We start from the raw sequence: 18,631 nt of genomic DNA, 5'->3' as shown, positions 1-18,631 counted from the left end.
CGTGCGCAGAGCAGATCTGCTGTCGGCCAAAGAGCGCCGGAAGGACCGGGAGGACCGGGAGGACCGGGAGGACCGGGCGGGAAGGAGGCGCGCGCCACGCGCTACTGGCGGCGGAGCCGCGGCCTGCGCCGCTGCTGTCCCTGAGCTGCGGCCTCGGCCTCCTGCGCGGCCTTGGCGTCCGGGGCGTACAGGTCGACGTACTCCTGGCCGGAGAGCTGCATGATCTCGTACATGATCTCGTCCGTGATCGCACGAAGCGCCGCACGCTCCTCGGCCATGCCGTCGTAGCGCGAGAACTCCAAGGGCTCGCCGAAGCGGATGGTCACGCGACCGATGCCGAAGCGGGGGATGACACGGCCGGGCGGCTGGAGTTCGAACGTGCCCACCATCGCGCACGGCACGACCTTGACCCCTGCTTTGAGGGCCATGGCCGCCACACCCACCCGGCCCTTGTAGAGGCGTCCGTCATGGGAGCGCGTGCCCTCGGGGTAGATGCCCAGCAGCTCGTCCTTGGCGAGGACGCCGATACCTTCGGTGATCGCGGCCTGGGCGGCGTTCCGGCCCGAGCGGTCAACGGGGATCTGGCCGGCGCTGCGGAAGAAGAAGGCGGTGAGCCTGCCCTTGATGCCGGGGCCGGTGAAGTACTCGGCCTTCGCGAGGAAGGTGATGCGGCGCTTGAGCATCGTCGGCATCAGGAAGTGGTCGGAGAACGACAGATGATTGCCGGCGATGATCGCCGCTCCCTCTTCCGGCACATGTTCCAGGCCCTCGATCCTGGGGCGGAACATCAGGCGCAGAAGTGGCCCGATCAGCACGTACTTGAGCACGTAGTAGAACACGCAGGCGTTCCTCAGCCTTCCGGATCGACTCAGACCTGGGTCTTTCCAGGTCAACGGCGTTTTTCGGGGGGTCAGTCTATGTGCACGCCCTGCCTGGCGTAAGCACCTCTCCTTGTGTCAATCCTGTCCTGATGTCCTTCATTGCTGACAAGCCATCAAGAAGGGTGAGATCGGGCGCCGGTCGGACGGAGTGGGGGAGCGCGTACGGGGCCGTGCTGGAGGTGCCGCGAACCGTCCCTGACGGCTCTGCGGTCGGAAGGCAACGGCTGCCATAAGAGTTCTGTGATTCCCCATCACACAGGGATATAGGCGGCCATTCCGGAACGAGTCCCGGACCGACTGATCCCATACCGGCAGCTCCAGGCGAAGCCGGTGCTGGAGGGAGTCATCGGAGCCCCGGACCGGGCCCGCGCGGTCCTGGTCATGGGCTGCCTCGCACAGCGAGGGCGAGGACGGCGCGCACCTGCTCTTCGCGGCAGCCGCGCCCGCGACCAGCCCGCTGGTGCGGGCGGAGTTGATGCGCCAATGCCTCAACGAGCGCCACGCGGCGTCCACCTGACGGAGATGTCCGGCGCCGACACGCGGTTTCCGTGCGAGGTATGTCCGGTGTCGGCGCAGGGCCTCGCTGCGCAGGTTCTCACTCTGACGGGTATGAAAGGCGTCGGTGCGCGGCGTGAAGATTTTGCGACGGTCGGAAATCCCGCGCAGCGGTCGCGGCCGGAGGGCCCCTCACCCGGCCCGGCAATTCCGGCGCATCATTGTGAAAGTGGGCAGGCGGGGGGACTTCTGGGTTCAGGTTGCCCTGTTAGGGTTGCGCCCGGCTGGCATGATCGTTTCACCGCTTGACGGGGGTAAGTGTGGGACAGGGAACGGACGTTGACGGCGAGGCCCTCCGCAAATACGCAGCGGTACTCGAGGGCGCCGCGGGTCGCGTCGAAGCCATTCGCAATCGCGTCAAGGGCCTGGATCTCTCGGCGGAGCCCTTCGGCAAGTTGTCGGAGTCCAACGCCCTGAAGGCGGACTACGACACGCAGTCCCAGGAAGCCGAGCAAGACTTGCAGGACGTGTCCGAAGCTCTTCAAGGCATCTCCAAGGGCATCAACCTCTCAGCGGCCGCATATGACGAGACCGAAGACGCTCACACTCGGCTATTCGGGGGTGCCGGCCGATGAGTGACGCTCTCGAACGCATCGGATTCAGCGTCGACTGGAGCAATCCCCTCGCGGGCGCTCTCGACTCGGTGATTCGGGAAGCGGTCAAGGAACTCGGACTCGACGAAAAGCTCGAAACCGTCAGCGGAGACAACGAGCTGCTGCTCAAGGTGGCCGGCCACTGGCGTACCGCTGCCCGTGACATGCGGGGAGTGGTGGACGACTTGGTCGCCGAGCGCAGAACCCTCCAAACCGCCTGGGCCGGCGACGCATCCACCGCCTTCGGTGAGATGATGGCCGATTTCGAGAAGGCCATGATCGGCGAGGCCGACGACATGGACACGGTGGCCGAACTGCTCGAGGCGGCAGCGGAAGCCTGCGCCATGGCTGAAGAGGCGATGATCGAGCTCATCGTCGAAATCGTGGAGACCTTGCTTGTCGCAGCAGCCACGGCCGCCATCGTGGCTCTGCTCACCGCAGGCGTCGGTGCGGCCGTCGGGCCGCTGATCGCAGCCGCCGGTACAGCCCATCGCGTACTGAAGGCGGTACGGATCACGGCGAAGCTCGCCGACAAACTTGCCGACCTCGCACGGCGCATGCAGGCGCTGCGCAAGCTCGCCAAGCTGCGCCGAGTGGCCAGGCGGACCTGGCAGACCCGGAAAGACGGCACCATTCTGAACCCTAGCGATTTCGCCAAGCTCAAGCGTGGTATCAAGCAGGGGGTGAAGGCGGCTGTCGGAGCCCAATTGGTGGACGCCGCCATTGGTGCCGCTCCGACGGCAGGCAGCGTCGCGGAACACTACGGCGTCGACACCCAACCGGTGCGGGATGCCATGGGAACAGCCGGAGATTTCGCGAACCGGGTCACTGACGGGGCGGAGCGGCAGATCAACGAGACCACGGGCCTCGACCAGGTACGAGTGGGCGACGGGCAGTGGGACCTCACAACTCAGGAGCCGCGCCCCATTCCTGAGGCGCCGGCTACCACGGAAGAATCAAGGCAATACGCGAACCGGCCCGATTCGCAGCGCTTCGACGGCCGGCTCGTCGACTCGGCGCCCAACGCGGCCAGGTCCGTGCGGGAGGCATTCGGATGATGGTGAATGTCTCCCGGCGTTCCGTGCCCTTCGGCGAGGCGGAATCGAGGGGTGCGCAGGTCCTGACGGCCGATGAGCGGCTCGTGGCCAGCCAGTTGATGTGGCCCGGGCAGCGAATGCCCAAACCTTCCCGAAGGCGTCGCCCGCAGGTCCTTCGGGGATTGCGCATGCCCGGAGACCGGTGGGAAGGGGCGAAGTCGCGCGCGTGGGGCCTCCTCGCGGTGGTGGATCTCCCCTACGCCATCTTTGACCGGCTGTTCGACTGTAGGCCCCGCAAGAAGGGCAAACCGCTCAGCGGCGGTTGGAACAGCCTGGCCGGCCAGTTCGCCGCGGCACTGCACCCCCGATCCAGGACGACCGGCGTTGTGCAGCTGGTGCAGGTGACCGACCGAAGGCTGCGCATCACCTACCTTCAGCGGGGTCGCCGCAGCAATGAGCTGGGAGCCGCCGAGTCCGGCTGGAGTACTGACCTTCATCAGGTGGCTTGGCTGCGCAACCGGCGCGATGTCGGCGATGACAACTACGAGATCGGATTTGTCGACGGTTCATGGGCAAGGGTGCGCCTCGCGCCACCGCGTCAGACGTCGTTCATCAGGTCGTTCCCGGATCCTGGTCGTTCACGGTGACCCGTACCAGCTGAGTGCTCCGCGTGACAGGTGCCGGTGCGGTGCCGAAGTCACCGGGGGCCGGTGTCATCGGGTGCGGGTGGCCCGAGCCCCTGACGGGCAGGCTGTCGGATTTTGACCATAGGTGCTCGGGGTTCTACCTCATGTACCCGATCACGGCCGACGAGGCTGGAGGGACAGTCGGCGGACAACCGGTCCGCCAACCCCCGCTCCTGGATGCGCCCCATGAACAACAAGGATCTGGTCCTCAAGGCCGTAGGCGAGCTGTTCGGCGACAAGGACCCCTCGGCCGTGGGCAGGGCGCCGGACAGTGCGGTGCCGACCGCCGGACCGGCGAGGACGGCCACCAGGGCGGGGCTGAGGGCGTTTGGCGGCGGTGCTACGCGCTGGGCGTGTGCTCCGTCGCCACCACACCGATCGTGATCAGGCCCAGCACGACCCAGCCGAACCAGAGCCAGCCGCTGCTTCCGAGGGCGACGGTGTAGGCGGTCACCAGGACCAGGGCCCCCACCGTCAGAACCGTCATGGTCTTCGCAGATCCGGGCATCCCGCATCCTCCTCCCGGCAGCCCGGGCACCGGATGCACCGGGCGCGGCCAGGGGACCATGGTCCCCCCACCAGGGCCCGTACCGCTACTCCCCGGTCGGCAGGCCCGCGAATGACGGCTCCGGAGGCCCGAAGGCTGCTCCGGTCGAGCGCCCGCTACCCGCCCGCCGTCCCGCTACCCGCCCGCCGCCTCGCTACCGCCCACGGGCCTGCAAGGACGCCAGATAGGCGTTGTACGCCTCCAGCTCCTTGTCCCCGTCCCGGTCCGCAGCCCGGTCCATCCGCCGCGCCTGCCGCTGGTCCGACTGGTACCACTGGAAGACCAGCGCCACCAGCACCACCACGGACGGGATCTCGCTGAAGGCCCACGCGATGCCGCCCGCCCACTGCTGGTCGTCCAGCGCGTCGATGCCCAGCGACGCCGGGGGGTTCTCGTACGTGCCCACCATCGGCGCGGTGGCCATCATCAGCGCGATCCCGAAGAAGGCGTGGAACGGCATCCCCGCGAAGAGCTCCAGCATCCGCATCACGTACCCCGGGCGGTGCGGGCCGGGGTCCACGCCCATGATCGGCCAGAAGAACACGAGGCCCACGGCCAGGAAGTGCACCATCATGGCGATGTGCCCGGGCTTGCTGCCCATGAGGAGATCGAAGAGCGGGGTGAAGTAGAGCGCGTAGAGGCTGGCGATGAACAGCGGGATGGTGAAGGCCGGATGGGAGACGATCCGGACGTACCGGCTGTGCAGCAGGGCCACCAGCAACTCGCGCGGCCCCTTGCGCCCCCGCGGCGCCGACGGCAGCGCCCGGAGCGCCAGCGTGATCGGGGCACCGAGCAGCAGCAGGATCGGCGACAGCATGCTGATCACCATGTGCTGCACCATGTGCACGCTGAACATGACCATGCCGTAGTCGTTGAGCGCCGTGCACATCACCAGCGCGATCGTGAGCACACCGACGACGAACGAGACCGTACGGCTCACGGGCCAGGCGTCACCGCGCCGCCGCAGCCTGACAACCGCCCACCCGTAGAGGCCGAGCGCGAGCAGACATCCGACCAGGAAGAACGGCTCTCCGGTGAACTCCAGGCCCCGCCCCAGCGTGAACGGCGGCAGATCCATCGTCATGCCGTGCCCGCCGTGATCCATCCACTCGCTCCTGTTTCGCACCGATGCGTCCGCCCCAGATTAGAACCGCCCCCGGCCGGGACTCCGGCCGGGGGCGGTTCACATGCGGTGACCCGGTCCGTCACGCCATCGGTCGGGCCGGGGCGTGCCGGATCAGAGCACGCACTCGGCCTCGATGTAGCGCTCGGCCGGGACGGTCTTGAGGTTCTCCACCGCCTCGGCGAGCGGTACGAGCGTGATCTCGGTGCCGCGCAGGGCGGTCATCATCCCGAAGTCGCCCCGGTGCGCCGCCTCCACGGCGTGCCAGCCGAAGCGCGTGGCGAGCACCCTGTCGTACGCGGTGGGGGTCCCTCCGCGCTGCACATGGCCGAGGATGACCGGGCGGGCCTCCTTGCCCAGGCGCTCCTCGAGTTCGATGGAGAGCTGCCGGGCCACACCGGCGAAGCGCTCGTGGCCGTACATGTCCCTGCCGCCCTCGTCGAATCGCATCGAGCCCTCGCGCGGCTTGGCTCCCTCGGCGACCACGACGATCGCGAACTTCTTGCCCGCGGAGAAGCGCTTGCCGACGAGCTCGGTCAACTCCTCGATGTCGAAGGGCCGCTCGGGGACGACGATGGCGTGCGCGCCGGCCGCCATGCCCGAGTGCAGCGCGATCCAGCCGGTGTGGCGGCCCATGACCTCCACGATCATGACGCGCTGGTGCGACTCGGCGGTCGTCTTCAGCCGGTCCAGGGCTTCCGTCGCGACACCCACGGCAGTGTCGAAGCCGAAGGTCACATCGGTCGAGGCGATGTCGTTGTCGATCGTCTTCGGTACACCGACGATCGGCAGGCCGGCGTCGGACAGCATCCGCGCCGCCTTGAGGGTGCCCTCACCGCCGATCGGGATGATCGCGTCGAGACCCAGCTCCGCGACGTGGCCCTTGGCCCGCTCCACGCCGTCACGCAGGTGTGCGGGCTGAACCCGGGACGAGCCGAGGATGGTGCCGCCCCGCGCCAGGATGCCCCCCACCGCGTCGAGGTCGAGCTTTCGGTAGTCGCACTCCAGGAGGCCTTTCCACCCGTCCTGGAAACCGATGACGTCGTCGCCGTGGTCCGCCACGGCGCGGTGCACCACGGAGCGGATGACGGCATTCAGACCGGGGCAGTCGCCGCCGGATGTGAGCACACCAATGCGCATTGCTCGAAATACCTCTGGGAACGTCTGGGCCGGCGGCCGGACCCCCTCGTCCGGCTGGAGTCGCTCAACTCTACAAGCGGCGGCCACCCTATCGACGCACGGCGGCGCATGCCCGCTCTGTCCATCAGGCGGGACGGAAGACCATCAGATGGGACGGCGCGGGGCAGACCGTACGCGCGACGGGCGGCTCGTACGTGGCCGTGTGCGCGGGGGGCCGCTCTTATGCGCCCGGGGTGCACGCCGGGGCACCCGTCCGGAAACGGCTCCGGCGCGCCAGGCGGAGAACCTGGCGCGCCGGACCTGCGGATACGGGTGCCCGTCAGGCGGGCTGGGTGGCCGCGGCGATCCGCTCCTGGCGCAGCGCCTCGTACCAGTGGTCGTCGACCGGCGGCAGGGCGTTCACATCCAGGGCCAGCTTCAGCAGCAGGTCCGCGATCTGCGGATTGCGGGCCAGCACGGGGCCGTGCATGTACGTGCCGAAGACGGTGTCGTTGTAGGCGCCCTCGAAGCCGTCCCCCGTGCCGTTGCCATTGCCGAACCGGACCTTGGCGAAGGGCCGTGCGGTCGGGCCCAGGTGCGTGATGCCCTGGTGGTTCTCGAAGCCGGTCAGCGGCGCCAGGTTGAGCTGTGGGTCGATGTCCGCCAGGACGTCACCGACGCACCGGGCGCCCTCGCCGCGGGTGCTCACCACGTCCAGCAGGCCGAGGCCGGGCTCGCGCTCGCCGAGGTCGTTGACGAACTCGTGGCCCAGGATCTGGTACCCGGCGCAGACGGAGAAGACGATCGCGCCGTTGGCGACCGCGCGGTTCAGCCCGCCGTCGCGGCGCAGCCGCTCGGCAGCCAGCCGCTGCGGCCGGTCCTCGCCGCCGCCGATCAGGTAGATGTCGCCCGAGGTGGGCAGCGGCTGGTCGGAACGCACGTCGACGCGGGACACCTGAAGACCCCGCTGCTGGGCCCGCCGCTCCACCACGAGGGCGTTGCCCTGGTCGCCGTACGTGCTCAGCAGGTCCGGGTAGACCCACACCAGGCGCAGACTGGTCTCGCTCATGCTCGCTCGTCCTTGTCCAAGTCTCGTTGGTGTCCGGTCAGTTGCCGACGCGGCGGCGCAGGTCCTGGAACGCGGTGTAGTTCGCGATCGTCTCGATCCGGCCGGGCGGGCAGAGCTGGACGGCCTCATCGAGGGTGTCGCACACCCGGAAGTCCAGGCCCGCGACCTCGAGCCGGACGGCGAGGTCCAGCCTGCGGTCACCGATGACGCAGATCGGGTGCCCGGCGAGCCGGGTGTAGTCCACGTCCCACAGCCATGAGGTGTCGGTCCCGTCGGCGCCGCGCGCGTTCACCGAGAGGATCACGGGCGTGGGCGGCGGGTCGATCAGCGCGAACGTCTCGAGCCAGCCGGCCGGGTTCTTCGCCAGCAGCAGCCGAAGCTCGCGGCCCTCGAACGTGACGACGTCGTAGCGCCCGGCCACCGCCTGCACGTGGTACATGCGCTCCAGCGCCACCTGGGGCGGCACGCCGAAGGTGGCGGCCACGGCGGCGGAGGTCGTGGCGTTCGCCTTGTTGGCCCGGCCCGGGAGCTGGAGGTGGATCGGCCATGCGGAGCCGTGCGGGTCCAGGACGTGGTCGCCGTTCAGGGCCCAGGTCGGGACCGGGCGGCGGAAGCCGCAGTCGCCGCACATCCAGTCGTCCCCGGGGCGCTGCAGCACGCCGCCGCAGGACGGGCAGGACCAGGCGTCGTCCTTCCACTCCTGGCCGGCGGCGACCCACACCACGTTGGGCGAGGAGGAAGCGGCCCAGACGACGAGCGGATCGTCGCAGTTGGCGATCACCGTGGCCTTCGTACCGGACAGGCCCTCGCGCCACTTCTCGGCGAGCATGCGGGTCTCGGCCGCGCGGTCGAGCTGGTCGCGGGAGAGGTTGAGCAGGGCGATGGCCTTCGGCGTGACGTCCGTGGCGACTCCGGCCAGGTACTTCTCGTCGACCTCGATCACGCCGTACCGCGCGTCGGAGCCCCCGGCGAGGGCGGAGGTGATGCCCGCGGGCATGTTGGCGCCCAGTGCGTTGGAGACGACCGGGCCGCTCGCCCGCAGCGCCTCGGCGATGAGCCGGGTCGTGGTCGTCTTGCCGTTGGTCGCGGAGACCAGGACGACATCCAGATGCTGGGCCAGCCGGGCCAGGAGATCGGGGTCGAGCCTGAGGGCCACCTTCCCGCCGATCACCGATCCGCTGCCGCGGCCCGCCGCCCGGGACACCGCCGCAGCGGCTCTGCCCGCCGTCACGGCCAACTTGGCCCGCGGGGACAGCGGCTCCGAGTTGCCTGTCATCGTCCTGGTTCCTCCTTGCATCCGGTGCCGCGCCGCCCCCGGTTCGTCGGTGGAACGCCCCGCCGCGCCGATTCGCCGACCGGGAGGCTCCGTTCGGGGATCAGCCTACCGAGATCCGGCCTCCGGCCCGAACCACAACCCCCCGGCCGACCTGCCCGTCCCGGCCGGGATCGTACGCTTGGCCCGTGCGACACAGTGCCATTCCCGGCAGTTCCGGACTCGTGCGGCCCATGCGGCTGCTCGGGGATCCGGTGCTGCACGCTCCCTGCGAGGAGATCACCGCCTTCGACGGGGCGCTCGCCCAGCTCGTCGAGGATCTCTTCGCGACGATGTACGCCGCCCAGGGGGTCGGCCTCGCGGCGAACCAGGTCGGGCTGCCGCTGCGGCTGTTCGTCTACGACTGCCCCGACGACGAGGACCGCCGCCACCTCGGGCACGTGGTGAACCCGCGGCTCGTCGAGACCGGCGGTGTGAGCGTCAGGGGGCCGGAGGGGTGCCTGTCGCTCCCCGGTGTCGAGGCCGGTACGCACCGCTTCGACCACGCCGTCGTCGAGGGCTTCGACCGTGCGGGTGAGCCGGTCCGTATCGAGGGCACCGGCTTCTTCGCGCGCTGCCTGCAGCACGAGACGGACCACCTGGAGGGGAAGGTGTACACCGACCGCCTCACCGGGCTGCGGCGGCACCGGGCGCTGCGTGCCGCCCGGCGGGCACCGTGGGCGGAGCGGTCCGCGGCGTCGTAGGCCGGTGAGGGCCCGTCGCCCCCGCCGGGTCTTGAGGACACCCCATCGGGCTTGAGAGACGGCGCCGGGCTCGAGGACACGGCTCGCCGTACGCGATGGTGCCTCAGAAGCCGGGCCCGCCCACACGGTCGCCCGCCGCGGCCAGCCGGCCCCACAGCAGGTCGGCGAGGTGGCGCACCAACTGGGCGCGGGAGCAGGGGCGTTCGCGCAGCCACCAGTCGCCGGCCGCGTGCATCATGCCGACGATGCCGTGGCCCCAGACCCGCGCCAGCTCGTCGCTGCCGGGGCCCAGGTCGACCCGCTCGGCGATGACCTGCGCCAGCTCTTCTCCCATCCGGCGCAGCAGCGGCGCGGAGTGGCGGCCGACGTCGAAGCCCTGCTCGCCGCCCTGCGCCTCGTCCGAGGGGTGCATCAGGAAGCGGTACACCTGGGGGCGGGCCTCGATGGCGGAGAGGTAGGTGTCGAGGGTCCTCTCCACCCGGTCCCGGCGGTCGGAGGGTGCGTCGAGGGCGGCGCGGAGTCCGGCGAGCAGGGCGTCGGTGTGCCGTACGGCGAGGGCGCGGTAGAGCCCGCCCTTGTCACCGAAGTGGCGGTAGAGGATGGGCTTGGTGATGCCGGCCTCGGCGGCGATGGCGTTCATGGACGCGCCGGGCCCCTCGCGCAGCACCACACGGTCCGCGGCCTCCAGCAGTTCCTTGCGGCGCCGCTCCGCTGCGCGCTGCTGGTCTTCCCGCTGACTGGTCTCCATGAGGTGTCTCCCCGCCCGTGCGCTTGCTCGTGCTCGCAAAGTAACACCTGGCCCGGAGCCCGAACTGATGAGGAGCGGGAGGTTGACAGTGCTTACTGGCCGGTAACAGACTGTGGTTACCGCAAGTAACAAGCAGGTGGAGGGGCAATGGCTGAGTTCAGGCTTGAACTCGACGATGAGCAGAAGGCGGTCCGGGACTGGATCCATGGCTTCGCCACGGATGTTATGCGTCCGGCCGCCGCCGAGTGGGACGAACGCGAAGAGACGCCCTGGCCCGTCATCCAGGAAGCCGCCAAGATCGGCCTGTACTCCCTCGACTTCTACGCGCAGCAGTACTTCGACCCCACCGGCCTCGGCATACCCATGGCCATGGAGGAGCTCTTCTGGGGCGACGCCGGCATCGGCCTGTCCATCGTCGGCACCGGCCTCGCGGCCGTCGGCGTGATGGCCAACGGCACCGAGGAGCAGATCGGCACCTGGATCCCGCAGATGTACGGAGACCCGGACGACGTCAAGGTCGCGGCGTTCTGCTCCTCCGAGCCCGACGCGGGATCCGACGTCGCCTCCATGCGTACCCGCGCCGTATACGACGAGGCCAAGGACGAGTGGGTGCTCAACGGCACCAAGACCTGGGCCACCAACGGCGGCATCGCCAACGTCCATGTCGTCGTGGCGGTCGTCGACCCGGACCTCGGCTCCAAGGGGCACGCCTCGTTCATCGTCCCGCCGAACACCCCGGGCCTCTCCCAGGGGCAGAAGTTCAAGAAGCACGGCATCCGCGCCTCGCACACCGCCGAGGTCGTCCTGGAGGACGTCCGCATCCCCGGCAGTTGCCTGCTCGGCGGCAAGGAGAAGCTCGACGAGCGCCTCGCCCGCAGCCGCGAGCGCGCGAAGGCCGAAGGCGAGCGAAGCGGGATGGGGGTATCCCCGGGCGGAGACCGGGGGAGCGTGAAGAACGCCGCGATGGCCACCTTCGAGGCGTCCCGCCCGGCGGTGGGTGCCATGGCCGTGGGTACGGCGCGTGCCGCGTACGAGGAGGCCCTCGAATACGCCAAGACGCGCACCCAGTTCGGTCGCCCGATCATCGACAACCAGGGCGTCGCCTTCCAGCTCGCCGACATGCGCACCCAGATCGACGCCGCCCGCCTGCTGGTGTGGCGTGCCTCCTGGATGGCGACCGCCGGCCAGCCCTTCACGGCGGCCGAGGGCTCGATGTCGAAGCTGTTCGCGAGCGAGACCGCGAAGAAGGTCACGGCGCAGGCCCTGCAGATCCTGGGCGGCAACGGCTTCACCCGGGAGTACCCGGTGGAGCGCATGCACCGGGACGCCGCGATCTACACCATCTTCGAGGGCACGAGCGAGATCCAGCGCCTGGTCATCGCGCGCACCCTCTCAGGGATGCCCATCCGCTGAACCGGCGCCCGCGGGTGCCGTGATCGCCGCCCACGGCCCGCATCAGGCCGTGGGCGGCGCCGCGTCCGCGTACGGGTTCGCGGGTCGGGCCTCGCGTCGTACGCCGTCCGCGTCCAGCGCCGCCGCGGCGGAGGGCGTGCCGACGGTCCCCACGGGGCGCCAGCTGCCGGTGACGGTGACCCAGGTGTCGGCGGGCGGGGGAGGGGTGCCGTACACGCGGACCTTGATCGCCTGGGAGTCGGCGGCGCAGCAGCTCAGCGACAGGCGGGTCAGGTACCAGCCGCCGCCCTCGCCCGGAGTGACGAAGCCGGTCATCGAGACCGTACGGCCCTCCAGGCTCCGGGCGCTGTCCTGCCGTGCTCGTGAGCTGAACTCCGACAGCGGCATGACCAGGGGCGAGGTGCCGGGCAGCCGGGCGAAACGGACCCCCTTCGCGGCCGTCGCCCCGTCGCCGTCCCGCGCCGCGGTGTACGAGCCGAGGGCGGGCGGCGTGAAGAAGAGCAGGCTGATCGCGGGAAAGAACAGGAGCCAGGCGACCTTCGGGCCCCGGCTGTGGTCGTGCCCGTGCCCGCTGTCGTGTCCGTGCCCGCTGTCGTGCCCGTGCCCGCTGTCGTGTCCCTGGCCGCCGTCCGGTTCGTGCTCGCCGTGGTCTTCATGGGCACCGCCTGCGGGTTCGGCGGCCGGCCCGGCGAAGGGGAAGCCGTCGCGCGCCGCCCCCACCATGCCCAGGGCGACCAGCAGCACGCCCGAGACGATCAGCAGAGGTCGCAGGCCGTCTTTCACGTAGCGCAGATACACCTCGCTGAAGAGCGCGATGTGCAGCAGCCCGGCGCCCGACAGCAGCAGGAGAAGAATCTGGACATTGCGTCTCATAGCATCCACCACCCGACGAGTGCGCTGGAGGCGACGGCCACCACTGTGGTCGCCGCCGAGAACCGGACGGCGAAGGCGCGCCCGAAGGTGCCCGACTGCAGGGCGATGAGCTTCACATCCACCATCGGCCCGACCACCATGAACGCCAGCCGCGCGGTGGGAGAGAAGCCGGTGAGGGAGGCGGCGACGAAGGCGTCGGCCTCCGAGCAGACGGCGAGCACGATCGCCAGTGCGGCCAGGAAGAGCACCGAGAGCCAGGGCGACCCGGCGAATGTGTCCAGGACGGACCTCGGGACCGCGACGTTGAACGTCGCCGCCGCCATCGCACCGACCACCAGAAACCCTCCGGCGTGGAGGAAGTCGTGCTGGAAGCCGAGCCGGAACTCCTCCCACCGGCCGTGCCCCGGGGTGTGTCCCGTGCGGTGGGCCGGCAGCCGCAGCCACTCCTCCCGGCCGAGGCGGATCCACAGCCAGCCCATCACGACCGAGGTCGCGAGCGAGGCGAGCAGCCGGGCCGCCACCATCTCGGGTGCGCCGGGGAAGGCGACGGCCGTGGACGCGAGCACGATCGGGTTCACCGCGGGGGCCGAGAGGAGAAAGGCGAACGCGGCCGCCGGTGCGACCCCGCGCCGGATCAGGCTCCCCGCCACCGGTACGGAGGCGCACTCGCACCCGGGCAGGACGACCCCGGCGGCGCTGGCCACGGGGACGGCGAGCGCGGGCCGCTTCGGCAGCGCCCGTGCGAAGACCCGCGCGGGCACGAAGGCGTTGATGGCCCCCGAGATGACGGTGCCCAGCAGCAGGAACGGCAGGGCCTGCACCACGATCGCGATGCAGACCGTACGCCAGGCGCCCAAGGCTCCGGGGTCCGGCTGCCCGATCGCGCCGGTGGCGACCGCGGCCGCGAGGGCGAGTCCCATTACGACGGCGGTGGCGGCCGGCCAGGGGGGCCGGCCCGGAGGTCTGCGGCCGGTCCTGGGGGCGTCGCTCGCACCCGCTTCGTGCGGCACCGGCGAGGCGGTGCCCTCCAACGCGTCCGTTCTCTGCACTGCGACTCCGCACGTTCCGCGACCGGGGTTGCTCACGATATGCGCGAATGGGGCGGACGTCGGGAAACACTTCGGGCGCTTGGTCCAGAATCATCCGTTTCGCCGGACCGACCCGGGTGCAGTAAAGGGGTGTTTCAGGACCGCATTACAGCAAAAATGAATTCAACCGCCAAAACGGACAATTGGCCGTGCGGTGACACATCTCACAGATGCTTCGCCATGAATGTGACCTCCAGCACTCGAAGGGCCCGAATTCCTTCAACTTGGTTACCGGCTGCCTCTTGTGAGAGTCGTTCAGTAGTAATCGCCTTTGCTGTGGGGCAAAGATCGGCAGCGCAGCGTGACGCAATAGCAAGTCGATCTGTCCCCCGGCGATTCAGACAAATGCAGGGCACTTGTGGCGAAGAAATGGATGTGTTTATTTTTCGGCTGCCTGCCCATCGAAAGGGCGGGCGCCCATCTGCCGGAGCGCCGAGTCCTGCCGCCGGTGGTGGGAGAAACGACAACGCACCCACGGCAGGAGCGGGGGACCCAAGGTAAGTGCCGTACCGCCATCGATGTGGTCCGGCTTGGGGTGAAGACGTGCCGAAACGCTCGTAGCTGCGTGAAGGCACGGCCGGGCAACTCCAGCCCGAACCCGACAGCTCACCTCGCAGGCGTAGGAGAGGAAGAACCCTATGTCTGCACGCGGACGTCACCGCCGCTTCAAGCCCAACCGGATCACTCGCGCCACGTTCGTCGCCGCCGCGGGCGGTGCCGGTATCGGTCTGTCCTTCATCGGCGCCGGCAGCGCGAACGCTGCCCCCGTCGGCACCTGGGACAAGGTCGCCGAGTGCGAGAGCAACGGCAACTGGAGCATCAACACCGGAAATGGCTTCTACGGAGGCCTCCAGTTCACGCAGAGCACGTGGGACGCCTTCGGCGGCAGCCAGTACGCCGACCGCGCCGACCACGCGAGCAAGGCCGAGCAGATAGCCGTCGCCGAGAAGGTGCTCGACGGCCAGGGCCCCGGCGCCTGGCCGGTCTGCGGCCCGAAGGCCGGTCTGGCCAAGGGTGGTCCGGCCCCCGAGGCCCCCGCCGCCGGCGAGAAGGCCGAGACCAAGCCGGCCCCGGCCGCCAAGGACCGTGCCGACCGTGGCGAGAAGCGCCACGGCAAGGGCGAGGCCTACACGGTCGTCAAGGGCGACTCGCTCTACAAGATCGCCACGTCCAAGCACGTCGATGGCGGCTGGAAGCAGGTCTACCAGGACAACCGCCAGGTCGTCGGCGAGAACCCGAACCTGATCCACCCGGGCCAGAAGCTCAGCCTGGGCGGCGGCAAGGCCGAGGCCGGGCAGAAGCACGAAGGCTGGAAGAAGCAGGGCTCGAAGCACGCCGCGCCCAAGGCCCAGGCGCCGAAGCAGGAGGCCAAGCCGGCCGCCAAGCCCGCGGCCGGCAAGAGCGCCGACGGCTTCACCGCCCCGGTCGACAACCTGACGCTCGGCACCCCGTACCACCAGTCGGGCAGTTCCTGGTCCAGCGGCTACCACACCGGCGCGGACTTCCGTGCCGGGACCGGTACGACCGTCAAGTCCATCGGTGCGGGCGAGGTCGTCTCCGCGGGCTGGGGCGGCAGCTACGGCAACGAGGTCGTCATCCGCCACGCGGACGGCAAGTACAGCCAGTACGCCCACCTGTCCTCGCTGTCCGTCTCGGCGGGCCAGTCCGTGACCGGCGGCCAGCAGATCGGCCTGTCCGGCTCCACCGGCAACTCCTCCGGTCCGCACCTCCACTTCGAGGTCCGCACCGGTCCGGACTACGGCTCGGACATCGACCCGATCGCGTACCTGCGCGACCACGGCGTCAAGATCTGACGATCTGACGCGCGAACGACTCGAACGGCTACGGAGTCTTCCCTCCTGACTCGATGAGGCGCCGGTTCCCCGTGACGACGGGGAACCGGCGCCTCGCTTCTGTCCTGGTGCGGGAAAGATCGGTCAAGGGAGCGGGCGGAGGTCACGCCGTGCGGCACAGGGCCCTGATCATCCGGCCGTGTTCCGGGTATCGCGCGGCCAGGTCGTCCGCATCGCCGTCTTCGTAGTCGGACGGGAGGAACCCCGGCGCCATGGTGCATCCGATGAGCGCGTGGCTGCCGCCGCCGCGGACACGCGCCCCCATCCACGTCCGGCCCGGAACGGTGAACTGGACGTGCTGCCCGGCGCGTACGTCCTGGCCGAGCACCTCCACGCGCGACGCGCCGCCCGGCTCCAGGAGCAGCAGCTCCACCGGGTCCCCCAGGTAGAAGTGCCAGACCTCGTCGCGCGGCAGCCGGTGCATGGCCGAGAAGAGGTCGTTCTCGGCGGACATCAGAAAGAGGATCGCCGTTCCCGAGGGGTGTTGGCCGGGTTCTCCGGGGCCTGCCCATGTCTGCCGGAAGAGCCCGCCCTCCAGGGGCAGTGGCTCCAGGCCGTAGAGCGCGGCGAGTTCGGCGACCGACGGGACGGGATTCGGCATGGTGTCCTCCGTGGTGTAGTCCGGTGTGAACCGGTGAACCGGTTGCCGGTGAAACGGAAGTGATTATTCATGGCCGTGGCATGACAGCGATTCCTTCCAGCGTTCCGGATTCCGATCTTCCAGTAAACGAGGCTCTCTTGTGGCATGCGGAATGCCCGCTTAATCTTGGCGCGCCCCGCAGCAGGAGAGGAAAACGCCCTATGCCCGCACACGGCCGCCATCGCAAGTACCAGCCGAACCGCATCTCCCAGGCATCTCTGACGGTCACCGCAGGCGGCGCGGGGATAGCCATGCCGTTAGTCGGCGTCTCAGGTGCCGAGGCCGCGCCCGTCGACACCTGGGACAAGGTCGCGGAGTGCGAGAGCACCGGCAACTGGGGCATCAACACCGGCAACGGCTTCTACGGCGGGCTGCAGTTCACCCAGTCCACGTGGGAGGAGTACGGCGGTACGGCCTACGCGTCGCGCGCCGACCTCGCGACGAAGGACCAGCAGATCGCCATAGCCGAGAAGGTCCTCTCCGGACAGGGGCCCGGGGCCTGGCCCGCGTGTTCGGGCAAGGCCGGTCTGACGCGGGGGAGCGAGGCGCCGGGCACCACCGCGCACACCCAACCGCAGGTATCGCGCAAAGCGCCCACCGAGCGCCACGACCGCGTCAGACCCGAGTCGTACACCGTCGCGAGCGGAGACACGCTCTTCGCCATAGCGCGCGTGCGGGACGTGGACGGCGGCTGGGAGCGGATCTACGAGGACAACCGCCGCGTCATCGGCGACGATCCGGACCTCATCGTCCCCGGGCAGAAGCTCGTCATCGGCCGGAAGGCCGGGCCCGCGCAACGGACCGACAAGGCGGGGCAGCCGGAGAAGTCCGCGAAGCCGAAGAGCGCGGAGCGGGGGCAGGGGCAGCCGAAGAAGCAGCCCGGCAAGGCTCATGAGGAGACCCGGAAGCACCCGGAGTCCTCCGGCACACAGCGCACGGAGCGCACCGAGCGCACCGAGCGCAAGGAGCGGACGCACCGGACCGAACGGAAGACGCCGTCCGCCGGGTCCGCGGGATCCGGATTCGCGAGCCCGGTCGCGAGCGCCGCGATCGGCACCCCGTACCACGCCTCCGGTTCGAGTTGGTCCAGCGGCTACCACACGGGCGTGGACTTCCCCGTCCCCACGGGCACGTCCGTTCGCGCGGTCGCGGGTGGACGGGTGGTGGAGGCGGGCTGGGGCGGCAGCTACGGCTACCAGGTCGTCATCCGGCACGCGGACGGCAAGTACAGCCAGTACGCGCACCTTTCGGCGCTCTCCGTGCGTGCGGGCCAGCCGGTGAACGGCGGGCAGCGCATCGGCAGGTCGGGCTCGACCGGCAACGTCACCGGTCCGCACCTGCACTTCGAGGTGCGGACCGGACCCGGCTACGGCTCGGACGTCAACCCGCTGGCGTATCTGCGCGCCAAGGGCATCAGCATCTGAGGCATCCTCCCGGCTTTGGGGGGCCGGTCACCAGAGCTTGTTCACCGCCGTGCGCGTGGTGTGCTTGAACGCCGTCACGGGGGCGTCGTCGAACGTGCCGATCTCTCCCCAGTGGACGACGGTGACGGTCCGGCCGTCGCGCCCGACCGCGAACAGGTGGACGTCGGACGAGCCCCAGGCATGCGCGGTGTGCACACCCTGCACCCGCGCGCCCTCCTCGACGGCCAGGTTCCCGTAATCACGCCACTCGGCCGTGACATCGGGGTCCTCCTGTTCGGTCCGGTCGGCGCACTCCTGGACGGCCTTGTTCCACAGTGCGGCCAGGCTCTTGGCTCGTGCCGTGTCGCGCTCGACGACGGTGACCTGTGTGGCGCCGGTGTCGAACTCGGTCCAGAACTCCCGGTACAGCGACGTGGCGCCCGGCAGGGCCTGGCCCACGCAGAACGGCAACGGGTCCGGGGTCCCGCTCGTCACCGCCCCCGCGTACCAGGGCGAGGAAGGGTGCGGCGGCAGTTCGCGAGGCGCGAGGAAGCCCGGCGAGGACGCGGTCGCGGAGCGTGCGGTCGACGCGGAATCTGTGGACTGCGAGGACGCGACCGCGGGTGCGGCGGTGACGCCGCCGGCGGCGACGCCAAGAGCGGCGATGCCTGCGGCTGCGGCGCAGGCCCTGCCGAGGCGGGTGTGTACGGACATGACGGATCCCCCCGTTGCGATGGCTGATGTCGCTGCGCCGCTCCCCTGTGGCGGCGCAGCGACATCAGCATCGGCGCGGGGACCGGGCGCGGGCAACGAGGGCGGGGCGATCCGGAACGGTGGGACGTTTCCAGGGCCCTGACCTGGGGGAACACCCATAGCCTGGAACGCCCTTCCGGGACGCGGGAGTTGGGCTCGTACGCGCCGGGGCGGAGGCGCACGGGATCTCGTAGGCGCCGGGGCCCACGGACGCCGGACCTCGTACGCGACACG

General features: G+C 70.0%; 18 protein-coding genes and 1 riboswitch. Of the genes, 7 read left to right on the top strand and 11 right to left on the bottom strand.

Features of this window, described 5'->3' with window-relative positions:
• Window positions 1-101: 101 nt before the first annotated feature.
• Window positions 102-839 carry a lysophospholipid acyltransferase family protein gene (locus tag ACGFNH_RS04700; RefSeq protein ID WP_393651567.1) on the bottom strand — a complete coding sequence of 246 codons (738 nt, stop codon included), beginning with the start codon at window positions 837-839 and terminating at the stop codon, window positions 102-104.
• 857 nt (window positions 840-1,696) lie between these two features.
• On the opposite strand from ACGFNH_RS04700, the gene ACGFNH_RS04695 reads away from it, so the two are divergent.
• Genes ACGFNH_RS04695 through ACGFNH_RS04685 form a run of 3 tightly spaced genes read left to right on the top strand, consistent with a single transcriptional unit; the run spans window position 1,697 to window position 3,713 of the window.
• Window positions 1,697-2,011 (top strand): WXG100 family type VII secretion target, encoded by a 315-nt coding sequence (locus ACGFNH_RS04695; RefSeq protein ID WP_393651566.1) that lies wholly within the window; start codon window positions 1,697-1,699, stop codon window positions 2,009-2,011.
• A complete protein-coding gene (locus ACGFNH_RS04690) occupies window positions 2,008-3,087 on the top strand; it encodes a WXG100 family type VII secretion target (RefSeq protein ID WP_393651565.1) in 1,080 nt (359 codons plus the stop codon). Before ACGFNH_RS04695 ends, ACGFNH_RS04690 begins: the two co-directional genes overlap by 4 nt.
• Entirely contained in the window at window positions 3,084-3,713 is a 630-nt protein-coding gene (locus ACGFNH_RS04685) for a hypothetical protein (protein ID WP_393651564.1), read from the top strand. The genes ACGFNH_RS04690 and ACGFNH_RS04685 overlap by 4 nt, the downstream gene beginning before the upstream one ends.
• 379 nt (window positions 3,714-4,092) lie before the next feature.
• Here the strand turns inward: ACGFNH_RS04685 and ACGFNH_RS04680 are convergent, their stop codons facing one another.
• The 5 genes from ACGFNH_RS04680 to ACGFNH_RS04660 all read right to left on the bottom strand — a co-directional run bounded on the left by ACGFNH_RS04680 (window position 4,093) and on the right by ACGFNH_RS04660 (window position 8,886).
• A complete protein-coding gene (locus tag ACGFNH_RS04680; protein WP_393651563.1) occupies window positions 4,093-4,260 on the bottom strand; it encodes a hypothetical protein in 168 nt (55 codons plus the stop codon).
• Between the two features lie 193 nt (window positions 4,261-4,453).
• Window positions 4,454-5,404: a cytochrome c oxidase assembly protein gene (locus tag ACGFNH_RS04675; RefSeq protein ID WP_393651562.1), complete on the bottom strand. Its 951-nt coding sequence runs from the start codon at window positions 5,402-5,404 to the stop codon at window positions 4,454-4,456.
• A 132-nt stretch (window positions 5,405-5,536) separates the two neighbouring features.
• On the bottom strand, window positions 5,537-6,562 hold the full coding sequence (locus ACGFNH_RS04670) for a 6-phosphofructokinase (RefSeq protein ID WP_393651561.1): 1,026 nt from the start codon (window positions 6,560-6,562) through the stop codon (window positions 5,537-5,539).
• A 319-nt stretch (window positions 6,563-6,881) separates the two neighbouring features.
• Window positions 6,882-7,610, bottom strand: coding sequence for a type 1 glutamine amidotransferase (locus ACGFNH_RS04665; RefSeq protein WP_393651560.1), 729 nt, complete (start codon window positions 7,608-7,610; stop codon window positions 6,882-6,884).
• Between the two features lie 37 nt (window positions 7,611-7,647).
• Window positions 7,648-8,886 (bottom strand): MurT ligase domain-containing protein, encoded by a 1,239-nt coding sequence (locus tag ACGFNH_RS04660; protein ID WP_393651559.1) that lies wholly within the window; start codon window positions 8,884-8,886, stop codon window positions 7,648-7,650.
• A gap of 185 nt (window positions 8,887-9,071) precedes the next feature.
• On the opposite strand from ACGFNH_RS04660, the gene def reads away from it, so the two are divergent.
• Window positions 9,072-9,626 carry a peptide deformylase gene (gene def, locus ACGFNH_RS04655; RefSeq protein ID WP_393651558.1) on the top strand — a complete coding sequence of 185 codons (555 nt, stop codon included), beginning with the start codon at window positions 9,072-9,074 and terminating at the stop codon, window positions 9,624-9,626.
• Window positions 9,627-9,729: 103 nt separating this feature from the next.
• On the opposite strand, the gene ACGFNH_RS04650 is transcribed toward def, so the two are convergent.
• The gene (locus ACGFNH_RS04650; RefSeq protein ID WP_393651557.1) at window positions 9,730-10,374 is read right to left on the bottom strand and encodes a TetR family transcriptional regulator; all 645 of its coding nucleotides are present in this window, start codon (window positions 10,372-10,374) and stop codon (window positions 9,730-9,732) included.
• Window positions 10,375-10,521: 147 nt separating this feature from the next.
• Between ACGFNH_RS04650 and ACGFNH_RS04645 the strand changes: the two genes are divergently transcribed.
• On the top strand, window positions 10,522-11,787 hold the full coding sequence (locus ACGFNH_RS04645) for an acyl-CoA dehydrogenase family protein (protein ID WP_393651556.1): 1,266 nt from the start codon (window positions 10,522-10,524) through the stop codon (window positions 11,785-11,787).
• A 42-nt stretch (window positions 11,788-11,829) separates the two neighbouring features.
• On the opposite strand, the gene ACGFNH_RS04640 is transcribed toward ACGFNH_RS04645, so the two are convergent.
• Window positions 11,830-12,660, bottom strand: coding sequence for a TIGR03943 family putative permease subunit (locus ACGFNH_RS04640; RefSeq protein ID WP_393651555.1), 831 nt, complete (start codon window positions 12,658-12,660; stop codon window positions 11,830-11,832).
• Window positions 12,657-13,580 carry a permease gene (locus tag ACGFNH_RS04635; protein ID WP_393651554.1) on the bottom strand — a complete coding sequence of 308 codons (924 nt, stop codon included), beginning with the start codon at window positions 13,578-13,580 and terminating at the stop codon, window positions 12,657-12,659. Before ACGFNH_RS04635 ends, ACGFNH_RS04640 begins: the two co-directional genes overlap by 4 nt.
• Window positions 13,581-14,207: 627 nt before the next feature.
• Window positions 14,208-14,381: riboswitch (cyclic di-AMP (ydaO/yuaA leader) on the top strand.
• A gap of 5 nt (window positions 14,382-14,386) precedes the next feature.
• Between ACGFNH_RS04635 and ACGFNH_RS04630 the strand changes: the two genes are divergently transcribed.
• Window positions 14,387-15,562, top strand: a complete 1,176-nt coding sequence (locus ACGFNH_RS04630; protein WP_393651553.1) for a transglycosylase family protein — start codon at window positions 14,387-14,389, stop codon at window positions 15,560-15,562.
• Between the two features lie 142 nt (window positions 15,563-15,704).
• Here ACGFNH_RS04630 and ACGFNH_RS04625 read toward each other — a convergent pair whose 3' ends face one another.
• On the bottom strand, window positions 15,705-16,202 hold the full coding sequence (locus tag ACGFNH_RS04625) for a cupin domain-containing protein (protein ID WP_393651552.1): 498 nt from the start codon (window positions 16,200-16,202) through the stop codon (window positions 15,705-15,707).
• A 200-nt stretch (window positions 16,203-16,402) separates the two neighbouring features.
• Between ACGFNH_RS04625 and ACGFNH_RS04620 the strand changes: the two genes are divergently transcribed.
• On the top strand, window positions 16,403-17,665 hold the full coding sequence (locus ACGFNH_RS04620) for a transglycosylase family protein (RefSeq protein WP_393651551.1): 1,263 nt from the start codon (window positions 16,403-16,405) through the stop codon (window positions 17,663-17,665).
• Between the two features lie 27 nt (window positions 17,666-17,692).
• Here ACGFNH_RS04620 and ACGFNH_RS04615 read toward each other — a convergent pair whose 3' ends face one another.
• Complete coding sequence (locus tag ACGFNH_RS04615; protein WP_393651550.1) at window positions 17,693-18,358, bottom strand: hypothetical protein; 666 nt, start codon at window positions 18,356-18,358, stop codon at window positions 17,693-17,695.
• Window positions 18,359-18,631 lie beyond the last annotated feature (273 nt).

The organism is Streptomyces sp. NPDC048639 (assembly GCF_043199075.1).
Taxonomy (GTDB): domain Bacteria; phylum Actinomycetota; class Actinomycetes; order Streptomycetales; family Streptomycetaceae; genus Streptomyces.
Note: the sequence above shows the minus strand (reverse complement) of the source record. Positions and strands in the feature narration are given on the sequence as shown.

Coding starts and splice junctions, on each gene's coding strand:
- ACGFNH_RS04690 (WP_393651565.1), top strand. CDS start 2,008: ATGAGTGACGCTCTCGAACGCATCGGATTCAGCGTCGACTGGAGCAAT.
- ACGFNH_RS04685 (WP_393651564.1), top strand. CDS start 3,084: ATGATGGTGAATGTCTCCCGGCGTTCCGTGCCCTTCGGCGAGGCGGAA.
- ACGFNH_RS04680 (WP_393651563.1), bottom strand. CDS start 4,260: ATGCCCGGATCTGCGAAGACCATGACGGTTCTGACGGTGGGGGCCCTG.
- ACGFNH_RS04675 (WP_393651562.1), bottom strand. CDS start 5,404: ATGGATCACGGCGGGCACGGCATGACGATGGATCTGCCGCCGTTCACG.
- ACGFNH_RS04670 (WP_393651561.1), bottom strand. CDS start 6,562: ATGCGCATTGGTGTGCTCACATCCGGCGGCGACTGCCCCGGTCTGAAT.
- ACGFNH_RS04665 (WP_393651560.1), bottom strand. CDS start 7,610: ATGAGCGAGACCAGTCTGCGCCTGGTGTGGGTCTACCCGGACCTGCTG.
- ACGFNH_RS04660 (WP_393651559.1), bottom strand. CDS start 8,886: ATGACAGGCAACTCGGAGCCGCTGTCCCCGCGGGCCAAGTTGGCCGTG.
- ACGFNH_RS04650 (WP_393651557.1), bottom strand. CDS start 10,374: ATGGAGACCAGTCAGCGGGAAGACCAGCAGCGCGCAGCGGAGCGGCGC.
- ACGFNH_RS04645 (WP_393651556.1), top strand. CDS start 10,522: ATGGCTGAGTTCAGGCTTGAACTCGACGATGAGCAGAAGGCGGTCCGG.
- ACGFNH_RS04640 (WP_393651555.1), bottom strand. CDS start 12,660: ATGAGACGCAATGTCCAGATTCTTCTCCTGCTGCTGTCGGGCGCCGGG.
- ACGFNH_RS04635 (WP_393651554.1), bottom strand. CDS start 13,580: ATGGGACTCGCCCTCGCGGCCGCGGTCGCCACCGGCGCGATCGGGCAG.
- ACGFNH_RS04630 (WP_393651553.1), top strand. CDS start 14,387: ATGTCTGCACGCGGACGTCACCGCCGCTTCAAGCCCAACCGGATCACT.
- ACGFNH_RS04625 (WP_393651552.1), bottom strand. CDS start 16,202: ATGCCGAATCCCGTCCCGTCGGTCGCCGAACTCGCCGCGCTCTACGGC.
- ACGFNH_RS04620 (WP_393651551.1), top strand. CDS start 16,403: ATGCCCGCACACGGCCGCCATCGCAAGTACCAGCCGAACCGCATCTCC.
- ACGFNH_RS04615 (WP_393651550.1), bottom strand. CDS start 18,358: ATGTCCGTACACACCCGCCTCGGCAGGGCCTGCGCCGCAGCCGCAGGC.